We start from the raw sequence: 11,901 nt of genomic DNA, 5'->3' as shown, positions 1-11,901 counted from the left end.
TCGTCACCGCACCGCCGCTGCTCAGCGCACCCGGCGCATCGACGAGATGCGGTCGTTCATCCCCTCCAGGAAGGGATAGCGGCCCGGGCCGAGCACGATGCACTGGCCGCGGAAGTCGCCATGCTCGCAGAATTCCCAGCGGCCTTCGTAGATGACGATCGAGCCGGCGCGGTCGTTGAAGCCGACGTCGTTCAGCGAGCGGAAGTCGCCGGACAGGCTGACGTTCTGGCCTTCGAAGCGCGGGCCGGAGAACAGCTGGACGGCGTCGCCGCGCGGGCCGCCGCGTACGTCGCGTCCATCGCGCCAGTCGCCGCGGCGCTCGTCGCGGTCGCCACGCCAGCCCGGTCCGCCGCGGCGGTCGTCACGGTCGTAGCCGCGGCCGCCCCGCGAGATTTCGCGCACCGACGAGATGCTGTCGTTGAAGCGCGGCAGTTCGCGGTATTCGCCGGGACCGAATTCGGCGCAGTAGCCGCCGAAGTCCTTGTGTTCGCACAGCTGCCACACGCCCGAACGCACGATCAGGCTGGAGGCGCGGTCGTTGAAGCCGATGTCGGCCAGGTTGTAGGCGTCACGGTCGATGGTGACGCGGGCGCCGCGGAAATCGTTGTCGGTGAACAGCGTGATCTCGCCGGCAAAGGCGGCTTGGGCAAAGGTCGCCAGCACGGCGGCGGCAGCTAACAGGCGTTTCATGTCTTCTCCATCGATGGGTCCACGCGCCTATGCTGGGCGCCTGCGTATCTAACGCGGCAGAAGCGTAGCACGCGGACATGGCCTTGTAACAAAATCCTACTGGCGCAGCGGACAGGCAGCGCCGGGGTCTTCCAGTTCTTGCGCCAGCTCGGCCCGCAACTTGCCCAGGGCGGCGATGCGGGCATCGATGTCGGCCAGCTTCTGGCGCAGCGCCTCGCGCAGCGCATGCGCGGCATCCCCGGGCGAGGCCAGCAGCGGCATGCCGGCCTCGATCTCGGCCAGGGTGAAGCCGAGCTGCTGGGCGCTGCGCAGGTAGCACAGCCATTGCACGGCTTCGGGCGGGTAGTCGCGGTAGCCGTTGCCGCGGCGCCGGGGCTGCAGCAGGCCGCGCTTTTCGTAGAAGCGCAGGGTATCCCGGCTCAGGCCGGTGGCAGACGCCAGTTCTCCGATTTTCATAGGCAACGATGGAAAGGCTTGACCCTGGAGTGTACTCCACGGTTGATGATGACTGCTCACCTCATCGGAGCCATCATGAAGCTATCTACCTACCTCAACATCGTCCGCGCCAGCGCGTGGTACGACCTGCTGCTCAGCGCACCTTTTGCCACACCCTGGACGTTCGCGCTGGCGCACGCCCAGCTGTCGGCCGTCAACCAGGCGCTGGGCGGAGCCGCCCTGCCGGCGTTTTCTTCCTTCCACGTGCTGTTCGCCTGCATGATGGGCAGCATAGTGCTGGTCTGGAGCGTGCTGCGCCTGCGCGCGACGGACATGCGGCTGGGACGCTACGACGGCACTGCCCGCTTCCTGTTCGCGCTGTGGATGGGCTGGACGCTGGGCGCCACCGGTGCCCCGCTGCTGTGGCTGTTCGTGGTGCCCGAATTCGCCTGGGGCGTGGCGCAATGGCTGCCGGTCGCCAGGCCTGCTCAGGATGGCAACAGCACCGCCCGCGCCCCCTTCACCAGCGCCGCGCCCATGCGTTCCAGCCTCGGCGGCTGAATCCGCCACGCGTGCCAGTGCAGGGACACATCCATGTGCAGGTGCGGGGTCAGGTCGACCAGCTGGCCGGCCTCCAGCAGCGCCGCGCACTGTTCCAGCGGCAGCATGCCGTAACCCAGGCCGAGCCGGATCGCATCGGCGAACGGATCGCTGGCCGGCACGTAGTGGAAGGGATACGCACCTTCCGGCAAGCCGAAATGCTGCAGCAGGAAGGCCGCCTGCAGGGAATCCTTGCGGTCGAACACGACGACCGGCGCCTTCCTGGCGGCCTCGCGCGTAAAACCGTCGGGGAACCAGCGGCGGGCGAACGCCTTCGATGCCACCAGCCGGTAGCGCATGATGCCCAGCGGCGTCACCGTGCAGCCGCGCATCGGTTCCGGTTCGCCGGAGATGCAGGCCAGGGCGCGGCCCTGTTCCAGCAGGGTGAACGTGTGCCACTGGTCGTCCAGCACGAATTCGACCAGCAATTGTTCCTCGGCCAGCACCGGCGCCAGCACCGGCAGCAGCCAGGTCGCGAGGGTGTCGTTGTTGACGGCCAGCGGAACCCGCACCGGCAGCTCGTCGTTTTCCACTTCGGCCAGGAACTCGGCTTCCAGCAGGGCGCGGCGGCGCAGGAATTGCAGCAGGCGCATGCCGGGCGCCGTCGGGCGGCAGGGGCGGGTACGGACCAGCAGCGGCGTGCCGAGGTCGTGCTCGAGCGCGGAAATGCGCTGGGACACGGCCGAGGGCGTGATGTTCAGCTGGTGCGCGGCCGCTTCCAGGCTGCCGCTGTCGACGGCGGCCAGGAAGGCTTCGCTGCGGCGCGGATCGATCTTCATGGGTTAGCGAAATTTATGATGGCTTAGATTTCGTTAATGTAATTGAAGATTGGCCGCCGGGCAGCGATCCTTGGCGCATTCACGCATCAAGGAAGCAAGCACATGTTTTCGCAGCAGGTATTTCTACAGGGACTAGGCATGGGCGCGAGCCTGATCATGCCGATCGGCGCCCAGAACGCGCACGTGATCCGTACCGGGGTCAGCGGCCGCCATGTCGGCCTGACGGTGGCGGCCTGCGTGCTGGTCGACGTCACCCTGATCGCGCTCGGCATGGCGGGACTGGGCAAGCTGGTCGATTCCTCGGCCTGGCTGCTGGCGGCGGCACGCTACGGCGGCGCAGCCTTCCTGCTGTGGTATGGACTGCGCTGCTGGGCCAGCGCCTGGCGCGGCGGCGCCGTCACGCCGGCGACCGGGCAAGCCGGACAAGCCAGCCGGCGGCGCGCCTTGTTGACCGTGCTGGCGATGTCGCTGCTCAACCCGCACGTCTACCTCGACACCGTGGTGCTGCTGGGCGCGGTCGGCGGCAGCCTGGCGGCCGGTCATCGCAGCGCCTTCGCGGCGGGCGCGATGACGGCCTCGCTGCTGTGGTTCTGCACCCTCGGCCTGCTGGCGCGCCGCTGCGCCTTCGTGCTGGGCCGTCCGGCGGTGTGGCGGGCGATCGAAGGGTTCACGGGCACGACGATGCTGGTGCTGGCCGTGCTGCTGGTGAAGGAAGCCTGAACCGGTGACGACGGTGCGGTAAAAAATCAGGCGGCGAGTGGCGGGGTGAGCGGATTAGCGGGCACGTTGGCGGCCAGCGTCTTGCCGCCTTCCACCGACATCTGGGCCGGCAGCGCGACCCCGTTCTTCACCGCCGTCAGTTCGGCCAGGATCGACACCGCGATCTCGTACGGCGTCTTGCTGCCGATGTAGATGCCGATCGGACCATGCAGCCTGGCGATCTGTTCTTCGCTCAGGTCGAATTCGCGCAGGCGCTCGCGGCGCCGCGCATTGTTGACGCGCGAGCCGATCGCGCCGACGTAGAAGGCGTCCGTTTTCAGCGCTTCCATCAGGGCGAGGTCGTCGAGCTTCGGGTCGTGGGTCAGCGCGATCACGGCGCTGCGGCTGTCGAGCTTCATGTCGAGGACGACGTCGTCCGGCATCGCGTGCACCACGTCCACGCCCGGCAGGCTCCAGCTGCCGCGGTATTCCTCGCGCGGGTCGCACACCGTGACCTGGTACTCCAGCCCGACCGCGATCTGGGCCAGGAATTGCGACAGCTGGCCGGCGCCGATGACCAGCATGCGCAGGCGCGGGCCGTGCACGGTGACCAGGGCGCCATCGGCCATGCACAGCTGGTCTTCGGGCGCCGCCGCGGACAGCGTGACTGCGCCGCTGCCCAGGTCGAGCGTGCGGCGGGTCAGCTCGCGGCGCTGGGCGCGCGCCAGCAGTTCTTCCATGCGGCTATGCGGGCCCAGCGGCTCCACGACCAGCTGGATCGTGCCGCCGCAGGGCAGGCCAAAGCGGTGCGCCTCGTCGGCCGAGATGCCGTAGGTGACGACTTCCGGCCTGGTGCGCGTGATGCCCTTCTCGCGCACCGCTGCGATCAGGTCGTCCTCGATACAGCCGCCGGAGACGGAGCCGACCACCAGGCCGTCGGAGCGGATCGCCATGGTCGCGCCTTCCGGCCGCGGGCTCGAGCCCCAGGTGCGCACCACGGTCACGTACTCGCAAAGGAAACCATCGCGGATCCATTGCGCGCTGGCGTGCAGCACTTCGAGGTCGATACTGTCCATACGATTCCTTTTTACAGCGATATCAAGCGGTTGCAGAGCGCATGCTAGCGCAAATCAGGCATCCGCATATTCCGCTTCGATCTCGTCCTTGCGGCCGGCCGCCGAGATATCGAGGATGACGGTGGCCTTGAAGCCGTGGCTGGGGTGCGAAGCGCGGTGCTTGGCGAACCAGAACACTTCCTCGCGCTCTTCGTCCTCGTGCCGGGTCGTCATCACGCGGTCTTCTTCGGGAATGTCCTCGTAATCGAAGGCTTCCAGGCCGGCATCGTCCACCATCTCCTGCCAGGCCGCGCAATCCCTGCCCCAGGCCAGCACATAGCGGCAGCCGGACGCCACCAGCCAGCGGGCGATGTCCGCCTGCCACAGTTCGGGGGATTCTTCTTCGCTCAGCACGATGGCGAGGAAAGGCGCCAGGTGGTCGAGCGCGGGCGGTTCGCTGCCGGGCGGCAGCTGCAGGTAAGTCAGGATCTTCTTTTGCATGATGGCGCCAGCTTAACATCCGCTGTCGTCCGGTGCCGCCGGCGGCGCGTTGCTGGCATACTATGCCGTCACCGCACCAGGAGTCATCTTGAAGAAATTCGTACCGATCGTACTCGCCGCCGCCGCCCTCGCGGGCGCCAGCTTCGCCCAGGCCGCCATCCCGGTCTACGGCTTCGTGGTCAAGAACACCTATCCGCACGACCCGCAGGCGTTCACCCAGGGCCTGTTCATCAAGGATGGCCAGCTGTACGAAAGCACCGGCCAGAAAGGGCAATCCACGATGCGCAAGGTCGACCTCAGGACCGGCAAGGTGCTGCAGAAGAAGGCGCTGGCCGACGAATACTTCGGCGAAGGCTCGACCCCGGTGGGCGACACCATCGTCAACCTGACCTGGCAGTCGAACGTCGGCTTCATCTACGACGCCAAGACCTTCGCGCTGAAGGGCCGCTTCAACTACAAGGGAGAGGGCTGGGGCCTGGCCAGCGACGCGAAGAACGTCTACATGAGCGACGGCAGCGCCGAGATCCGCATCCTCGATCCGAAGACGCTGGAAGAACGGCGCCGCATCCGCGTGACGGCCGAGGGCAAGCCGATCTCCCAGCTCAACGAACTGGAAGTGGTCGAGGGCGAGATCTACGCCAACGTCTGGGGCACGGACGTGATCGCGCGCATCGACCCGGCCAGCGGCAACGTGGTCGGCTGGATCGATCTCACCAACCTGCTGCCGCCGGCCCAGCGCGGTACCAGCTCGCCCGACGCCGTATTGAACGGCATCGCCTGGGACGGCAAGCACCATCGCCTGTACGTGACCGGCAAGCTGTGGCCGAAGCTGTTCGAAATTGAATTGGTTCAGATCCGGCGCTGAGCAGCTGTCACGCGTGGGCACGGCGTGCCCACCCTACCCGACGGCGATCACCACCTTGCCGAAGTGCGAGCCCGATTCCATGTGCCGATACGCCTCGCGCGCCTGGTCGAAGGTGAAGACGCGGTCGACCACCGGCTGCAGGCCGGCCGTGTCGGCGAAGCGCAGCACCTGTTCCAGCATGGTGCGGCTGCCGACGAAGATGCCGACCATGCGCTTGGCGCCGGCCAGCAGGGTGGCCGGGTTGACCTCGCCGCCGAAGCCGCTGACGCCGCCGATGATGGCGACGCTGCCGCCCATCGCGGTCGACGCCACCGAGCGGTTCACCGTGCCCTGCCCGCCCACTTCCAGCACCACGTGGGCGCCGGCGCCATGCGTCAGGCGCAGCACTTCTTCCTGCCATTCGGGGAAGGTGCGGTAGTTGACCGTGTGATGCGCCCCCAATTCCCTTGCGCGCTGCAGTTTTTCGTCGCTGGACGAGGTGATGATGGTGCGCAGGCCGGCCGCCCTGGCCAGCTGCAGGCCCAGCACGGACACGCCGCCCGTACCCAGCAGCAGCACCGTGTCGCCCGGGCGGATGCCATTGCTGGATTCGAAGATCGCATTCCAGGCGGTCACGCCGGCGCAGGGCATGGTGGAGGCGTCGACGAAGCTCATTCCCGGCGGGAGCTTGACCAGCGCTTCCTCCGACAGCACGACCTGTTCGGCCAGCATGCCGTCGATGTCGCCGCCCAGCGCGTGGCGGATCTTGTCCGGTCCGGTCGGGCCGTCCTGCCAGTACGGGAAGAAGGAGGCGGCCACGCGGTCGCCCACCTGCACCCGGCTCACGCCCGCGCCCACCCCCAGCACTTCGCCGGCGCCGTCCGAGCAGGGGATGATCGGGTCGTCGACGTTGACCAGGTAATTGCCGCTCGCAACCATCAGGTCCCGGTAATTCAGCGACACCGCATGCACGCGCACCCGCACTTCGCCGGTGCCCAGCTCACGGGCAGGAAAATCCACGCACTGCAGCCCGTCGATGCCATCGCCGGGGAGAATCTGGTAAGCCCGCATCGTTGCCCTCCGTCCATCGGTGTTGCGCCTGCGGGCCACCGTGCCCGCCCGGCCGGGACATCATTGTGGCTCCAATGATCAGTGGCCTGGCGCACGGTCGGCACGCCCCTGCGCCAGCGTCCAGATGAAAAAAAGCCCGTCCTGGCATCAGGAACGGGCCTTGCAGAGCGCCGGCGCCGTCAATAGCGCCGCACCGGATTCGCGTGATACGTCTGCTTCATGAAACGCGACTGCACTTTTTTCAGCAGAAAGCCGGCGATGGCCATCATGATCATTTTTCGCATGGGTTCCTCCGTCCTGTCAATGAAATGGATGAACCAACATACCCAAAAACCTGCGCCGGCGGCGCAGCCTAGACCGGCTTGCTGACCATGAACCAGAAAATGAAGACGAAGGCGATGAAGGCCGGCACGCCCAGCACAACCCAGGTCTTGAAATATTTCCAGTACAGCGGCGGCAGTTCGGTGCCATTGCGCGCCGCCTCGGCCGCGAGGTCGCGCAGGCGCATCTGCAGCCACACCACCGGCAGCCAGCAGGCGCCGGCCATGACGTACAGCGCGACCGACCACATGATCCAGCGGCTGGAGAAGGGATAGCCGGCCAGTCGCATCATGTAGTAGCCGGTGGCCGGCTGCAGGACCGCGGTGGTGGCCGTGAACAGCCAGTCGGCGATGACCACGTACCTGCTGACCACGGCGATCGCGCGCACGTCGCGGCTGACGTTCGCGAACAGCATGTACCAGGCCGACCCGATCCCGGTGCCGAACAGGAAGGTCGACGACAGGATGTGCAGCCATTTCACGACGACATAATCCATCACCTCCTCTCCTCATCTTCAAGCTGGTACAACAGCCAGATCGCCGCCAGCATCGGCAGGTTCTTGGTCAGCGGCCCGTAGGGGTGGACCAGGAACTCGGGCAGCTTCCACGCGATCACCACCGTATAAAAGCCGATCAGCCCCAATTGTGCCAGCCATAGCCAGCGCCTTTGTTTCAGGAACAGGATGCCCAGGCCCAGCAGCATGTCGCAGGCCGCGGCGCCGTACAGCATCAGGGGCCGCAGCCCTTCGGGGATGCCGGTGCGCGCCAGCAGTGCGTAGCTGTCCGCCACCGGATACACGAAGGCGGAGACGATGGCGGTGACGATCCATACCAGCGCGATGCCGATGCGCAGGATGGGCAGCAGCCAGTCGAGCTTTGCGCGCGCGCGTTCGGCGCGCGGCTCCAGCACGAAGGACGCGATCGGGCGCGCCGGCCGTCCCAGCAGGCGCAACAGCGGGCCGGGGTCGCCGCTGTTGCCGCGATCCAGCATGCGCAGGGCTTCCGGATCGAGCAGGCCGCCCGGCAGCCAGCGGCCGAAGCGCGCCAGCCCGCGCGCCAGGCCTGGCGGCAGGCGCAGCACGCGCAGGCGTCCCATGTCCATCGACGCACGCAGGGCCGCCAGGTAGTCGGTGAAGGACAGTGCCTGCGGCCCCACCAGAGGGACGCGTTGCACGGTGCCGCCCGCCATGCGGGCTGGCGGCGCGTCGCCCTGGTCGACATGCAGGCGCCGGCGCAGCAGCGCGACGATGGCGGCGACGACATCCTCGACGTGGACCGGCTGCACCAGCTGGGGCGCGTCGCCGAAGCGCACGGCGAAGGGCATCGAGGCCAGCGCCTTGAACACGCGCGCGCTGGCGCCGTCGCTGCCGTACACCAGCGAGGGCTGGACGATGGCGGCGCGCACCGGCAACGCGGCCAGGTAGTCGTCGGCCGCCTTCTTCGACAGGTGGTAGGCGGTGTCGGCATGGTCATCCGCACCGAGCGCGGACAGTTGCACGACCATGTGCACGTCCCCGGATTCGGCGCAGGCCGCGAACAGCGCGCGCGGCGTTTGCACGTGCAATTTCTCGAAGGTTTGCGCACCGCTTTCGCGGAAGATGCCGACCGCGTTGATCACCGCGTCGATGCCGGTAAGGCGCGCCAGCCAGACGGATTTATCGGTATCGTTGGTGAAGTCGGCGTGGATGAAGGACAGGCGTGGATCGTTGCTGTTTCGAATGGGGCTGTGATGCGGCCGGCGCACCGCGCAGACGACCTCGTGGCCTTCGGCCAGCAGCGCGTGCAGCAGGTGTTGCCCGATGAATCCGCTTGCTCCTGTCAGCAAAATCCGCATTCACTCTCCTTTCCAGCATCGAGGATGATATGGAACCATGGAAATATGGAACCATGGAAAACTGCATTGCAGCGCGGCCTGGTCGGCGGCGTCACCTCCAGCCTGCTGTCGACCGCGGCGCTGGCGGCCTTCGGCAGGCGTGAAGCGGGCAGCGCCTACGCTCCGACCAACGCCGTCAGCCACTGGATCTGGGGCGACAAGGCGGCGCTCCATTACCGCCCGTCGGCGCGCTACACCCTGCCCGGCTACCTGATCCACCATGGCAGCGCCATGTTCTGGTCGGTGATCTTCGAGCGCCTGTGCGGCGGACTGCTCGACCGCAAGAACCCGGCGCTCACGCTGGGTGCCGGCACCGCGGCATCGGCCGTGGCCTGCTTCACCGACTACCAGCTCACGCCGGACCGCCTGAAGCCCGGCTACGAAAAGCACCTGTCGCGTCCGGCGCTGGCGGTGGTCTACGGCGCGTTCGGGGTCGGGCTGGCGCTGGGGGCGATGCTGAGCCGGCGCAGCTGATGCGGTGCCAGTGTAAGCGAGATGGGAAAAAGGTGGTGGAAGAGTAAACGCCGTTCTATTTTTTCCCGCGCAGGCGCTGCACCAGCGTCACCGCCAGCAGCACGAGCCCGCCGACGATCACGCCGGCCACGGCGTCGATCAGGGTCGGCGTCACGGCCGCCAGCAGGCCCCCCAGCACCGGCACCCCGGCGACGGCGTGGGCCGCGCTTTCCGCCAGGTGGTGCAGCGGTTCGAAGGCATGGCCGATGATGCCGCCGCCGACCATGAACATGGCGACGGTGCCGATCACCGACAGCGACTTCATCAGCCGCGGCGCGGCCGCCAGCAGCAGGTTGCCGATCGCGCGCGCGGCACTGCCGGTCTTGCGGCTCAAATACAGGCCGAGGTCGTCGATCTTGACGATGCCGGCCACGATGCCGTAGACCCCGACCGTCATGACGATCGCCACCGCGACCAGGGCGGCGACCTGGGCGCCGAAGGCCGCGCCCTGCTCGTTGACCACGCCCAGCGCGATCACGATGATTTCCGCCGACAGGATGAAGTCGGTGCGCACCGCGCCCTTGATCTTCTCCTTTTCGACTTCGCACATGTCGGCGTTGGAGGCCAGCGCCTGTGCCAGTTCCTCCTCGTGGGCGGCATCCTCGGCCGGGCTGTGCAGGAATTTGTGGGCCAGCTTCTCGAAGCCCTCGAAGCAGAGGTAGGCGCCGCCCAGCATCAGCAGCGGCGTGATCGCCTGCGGCAGGAAGGCCGAGATCGCCAGTGCGGCCGGCACCAGGATCGCCTTGTTCTTCAGCGAGCCCAGCGCCACCGACCACACCACCGGCAGTTCGCGGTCGGCGCTCACTCCGGTAACCTGCTGGGCGTTCAGGGCCAGGTCGTCGCCCAGCACCCCGGCGGTCTTCTTGGCTGCGACTTTGCTCATCAGGGCGACATCGTCGAGAACGCTCGCAATATCGTCGATTAACGCCAGCAAACTGCCTGCAGCCATTGTTCCACTCCCAATATCAAGATGGCCACATCTTAACCGAGGCTTCACAAGTTCTTCACACGGTTCAGGCGCGTTATTTGCGTTTCAACCCCGAAAATCTGCATCTCGTCGCTTTCCGGCGGAGCCGTCCCCGCGCCATACGTATAGTGACAACATTGGCTGCGGTGCAGCAGCCTTGCCGACGAAGGAGATGCCATGACCACCACCCTTGCCAATTTCACCAACCTCGATCTGCCGGTCGCGCCGCGCCGCCGCGCCCGCCCGCCGAAGCGCAAGACCCGCATCACGATCTACCTCGACGACGAGGTGCTGGACGAGTTCCGCTCGCGCGCCGAGCGCACCGGCACCGGCTACCAGACCCTGATCAACGCCGCCCTGCGCACCCGACTGGCTGTGCAGGAGGCTCCGTTCGCGCCCGCCTGACCCTGCAAAACGCAGGAAGCCCGCCACGACAGGGCGTACGGCCAGCGTACGTCCTGTCGAAGAGATTACATATGGCAATTAATTATGCTAATCTTCCGGCTCTTTCAACCCGGAGGATTTATGAAAAAAGGCGAACTGATCGCTGAATTTGCGAAGCGTACCGAGCTGTCCGGTGCCGCTGCCAACGAGGCAGTGAACACCATCATCGACATCATCACCGAGCGCCTGAAGAAGGGCGACACGGTCGGTATCACCGGCTTCGGCACGTTCTCGGTCACCAAGCGCGCTGCCCGCAAAGGCCGCAACCCGGCAACCGGCGAAGTGATCAAGATCGCTGCGTCGAAGACCCCGCGCTTCGCTGCCGGCGCCACCCTGAAGGCTGCCGTCAACCCGAAGAAGAAGTAAGCTGTCCCCCGGCGGGCCGCAGCCCGGCGTCATGCCGGCCGCTGCGTGCCCAGCCCGTTTTACGCATCTCCTCCCTTCCCTACCGGTTTCCCAGCATGCCTTTCTCCACCTGGATCGCGTTCGTCATCGCCGGCGTCCTGATCGCCATTTCGCCCGGCTCGGGCGCCGTGCTGTCGATGTCGCACGGCCTGGCCTACGGGCTGAAGAAGGCCAGCGCCACCGTGCTGGGATTGCAGCTGGGCCTGATGCTGGTGCTGGTCATCGCCGGCGCCGGCGTCGGTTCGCTGGTGCTGGCCTCGGATACCGTGTTCACTGCGGTGAAGATCGCCGGCGCCCTGTACCTGATCTGGCTCGGCATCGGCCAGTGGCGTTCGGAAGCCAGGGCGAGCGGCGTGCCGACCGCCGGCCTGGAAGCCCATCCCTCGTTCGGCCGCCGCGTGTTGACCGGTTTCCTCACCAACGCCACCAACCCGAAAGGGATCATCTTCATGGTCGCGGTGCTGCCCCAGTTCATCTCCAAGGAAGGCTCGATGCTGCTGCAGCTGGCGATCCTCGGCGTCACCATGGTGGCCATCGACACCACCGTGATGCACGGCTACGCCTTGCTCGCCTCGTCGATGCAGCGCTTCTTCCGCGACGAGCGCGCGGTCAAGATGCAGAACCGCTTCTTCGGCGGGGTGCTGATGGCGATGGGCTGCCTGCTGTTCCTGGTCAAGCGCAGCCATACCTGAGTCATTGTAGAAA

At 66.8% G+C, this 11,901-nt stretch carries 16 protein-coding genes; 7 read left to right on the top strand and 9 right to left on the bottom strand.

Going from position 1 to position 11,901, the window contains the following annotated elements:
* Positions 1-21: 21 nt before the first annotated feature.
* Together AC3A6M_RS08770 and AC3A6M_RS08765 are read right to left on the bottom strand one after the other, a co-directional pair.
* Positions 22-690: a beta/gamma crystallin family protein gene (locus AC3A6M_RS08770; RefSeq protein ID WP_487852338.1), complete on the bottom strand. Its 669-nt coding sequence runs from the start codon at positions 688-690 to the stop codon at positions 22-24.
* A 96-nt stretch (positions 691-786) separates the two neighbouring features.
* A complete protein-coding gene (locus tag AC3A6M_RS08765; RefSeq protein WP_487852337.1) occupies positions 787-1,146 on the bottom strand; it encodes a MerR family transcriptional regulator in 360 nt (119 codons plus the stop codon).
* Positions 1,147-1,221: 75 nt separating this feature from the next.
* On the opposite strand from AC3A6M_RS08765, the gene AC3A6M_RS08760 reads away from it, so the two are divergent.
* On the top strand, positions 1,222-1,686 hold the full coding sequence (locus tag AC3A6M_RS08760) for a hypothetical protein (RefSeq protein WP_487852336.1): 465 nt from the start codon (positions 1,222-1,224) through the stop codon (positions 1,684-1,686).
* Here AC3A6M_RS08760 and AC3A6M_RS08755 read toward each other — a convergent pair.
* The gene (locus AC3A6M_RS08755; protein ID WP_487852335.1) at positions 1,614-2,504 is read right to left on the bottom strand and encodes a LysR family transcriptional regulator ArgP; all 891 of its coding nucleotides are present in this window, start codon (positions 2,502-2,504) and stop codon (positions 1,614-1,616) included. The genes AC3A6M_RS08760 and AC3A6M_RS08755 overlap by 73 nt on opposite strands.
* Before the next feature lie 138 nt (positions 2,505-2,642).
* On the opposite strand from AC3A6M_RS08755, the gene AC3A6M_RS08750 reads away from it, so the two are divergent.
* A complete protein-coding gene (locus AC3A6M_RS08750) occupies positions 2,643-3,224 on the top strand; it encodes a LysE/ArgO family amino acid transporter (RefSeq protein ID WP_487852334.1) in 582 nt (193 codons plus the stop codon).
* A 26-nt stretch (positions 3,225-3,250) separates the two neighbouring features.
* Here AC3A6M_RS08750 and AC3A6M_RS08745 read toward each other — a convergent pair whose 3' ends face one another.
* Positions 3,251-4,279, bottom strand: coding sequence for an XdhC family protein (locus AC3A6M_RS08745; RefSeq protein WP_487852333.1), 1,029 nt, complete (start codon positions 4,277-4,279; stop codon positions 3,251-3,253).
* A 54-nt stretch (positions 4,280-4,333) separates the two neighbouring features.
* Positions 4,334-4,759, bottom strand: a complete 426-nt coding sequence (locus tag AC3A6M_RS08740; RefSeq protein ID WP_487852332.1) for a DUF7684 family protein — start codon at positions 4,757-4,759, stop codon at positions 4,334-4,336.
* An 88-nt stretch (positions 4,760-4,847) separates the two neighbouring features.
* Here AC3A6M_RS08740 and AC3A6M_RS08735 point away from each other — a divergent pair, with 88 nt between their 5' ends.
* Positions 4,848-5,624 carry a glutaminyl-peptide cyclotransferase gene (locus AC3A6M_RS08735; protein WP_487852331.1) on the top strand — a complete coding sequence of 259 codons (777 nt, stop codon included), beginning with the start codon at positions 4,848-4,850 and terminating at the stop codon, positions 5,622-5,624.
* 33 nt (positions 5,625-5,657) lie between these two features.
* Here the strand turns inward: AC3A6M_RS08735 and AC3A6M_RS08730 are convergent, their stop codons facing one another.
* The 3 genes from AC3A6M_RS08730 to AC3A6M_RS08720 form a co-directional block, all read right to left on the bottom strand.
* Positions 5,658-6,674: a zinc-dependent alcohol dehydrogenase family protein gene (locus AC3A6M_RS08730; RefSeq protein WP_487852330.1), complete on the bottom strand. Its 1,017-nt coding sequence runs from the start codon at positions 6,672-6,674 to the stop codon at positions 5,658-5,660.
* A 352-nt stretch (positions 6,675-7,026) separates the two neighbouring features.
* Positions 7,027-7,491, bottom strand: coding sequence for a DUF2269 family protein (locus tag AC3A6M_RS08725; protein ID WP_487852329.1), 465 nt, complete (start codon positions 7,489-7,491; stop codon positions 7,027-7,029).
* Positions 7,491-8,828, bottom strand: a complete 1,338-nt coding sequence (locus tag AC3A6M_RS08720) for an SDR family oxidoreductase (protein ID WP_487852328.1) — start codon at positions 8,826-8,828, stop codon at positions 7,491-7,493. Before AC3A6M_RS08720 ends, AC3A6M_RS08725 begins: the two co-directional genes overlap by 1 nt.
* Positions 8,829-8,873: 45 nt before the next feature.
* Between AC3A6M_RS08720 and AC3A6M_RS08715 the strand changes: the two genes are divergently transcribed.
* Entirely contained in the window at positions 8,874-9,341 is a 468-nt protein-coding gene (locus AC3A6M_RS08715; protein ID WP_487852327.1) for a hypothetical protein, read from the top strand.
* Between the two features lie 55 nt (positions 9,342-9,396).
* Here the strand turns inward: AC3A6M_RS08715 and AC3A6M_RS08710 are convergent, their stop codons facing one another.
* The gene (locus tag AC3A6M_RS08710) at positions 9,397-10,329 is read right to left on the bottom strand and encodes a DUF808 domain-containing protein (protein ID WP_487852326.1); all 933 of its coding nucleotides are present in this window, start codon (positions 10,327-10,329) and stop codon (positions 9,397-9,399) included.
* Positions 10,330-10,524: 195 nt separating this feature from the next.
* Between AC3A6M_RS08710 and AC3A6M_RS08705 the strand changes: the two genes are divergently transcribed.
* The 3 genes from AC3A6M_RS08705 (at position 10,525) to AC3A6M_RS08695 (ending at position 11,888) form a co-directional block, all read left to right on the top strand.
* Positions 10,525-10,752 (top strand): BrnA antitoxin family protein, encoded by a 228-nt coding sequence (locus AC3A6M_RS08705; protein ID WP_487852325.1) that lies wholly within the window; start codon positions 10,525-10,527, stop codon positions 10,750-10,752.
* A gap of 120 nt (positions 10,753-10,872) precedes the next feature.
* Positions 10,873-11,157 carry an HU family DNA-binding protein gene (locus tag AC3A6M_RS08700; RefSeq protein WP_047826169.1) on the top strand — a complete coding sequence of 95 codons (285 nt, stop codon included), beginning with the start codon at positions 10,873-10,875 and terminating at the stop codon, positions 11,155-11,157.
* Positions 11,158-11,252: 95 nt separating this feature from the next.
* On the top strand, positions 11,253-11,888 hold the full coding sequence (locus AC3A6M_RS08695; RefSeq protein WP_487852324.1) for a LysE family transporter: 636 nt from the start codon (positions 11,253-11,255) through the stop codon (positions 11,886-11,888).
* Positions 11,889-11,901 lie beyond the last annotated feature (13 nt).

The sequence above is a fragment of the Telluria sp. Soil_C_11 genome (genome assembly GCF_057657395.1).
The sequence above is the reverse complement of the archived record's forward strand: the minus strand, read 5'-3'. Positions and strand labels throughout refer to the sequence as shown.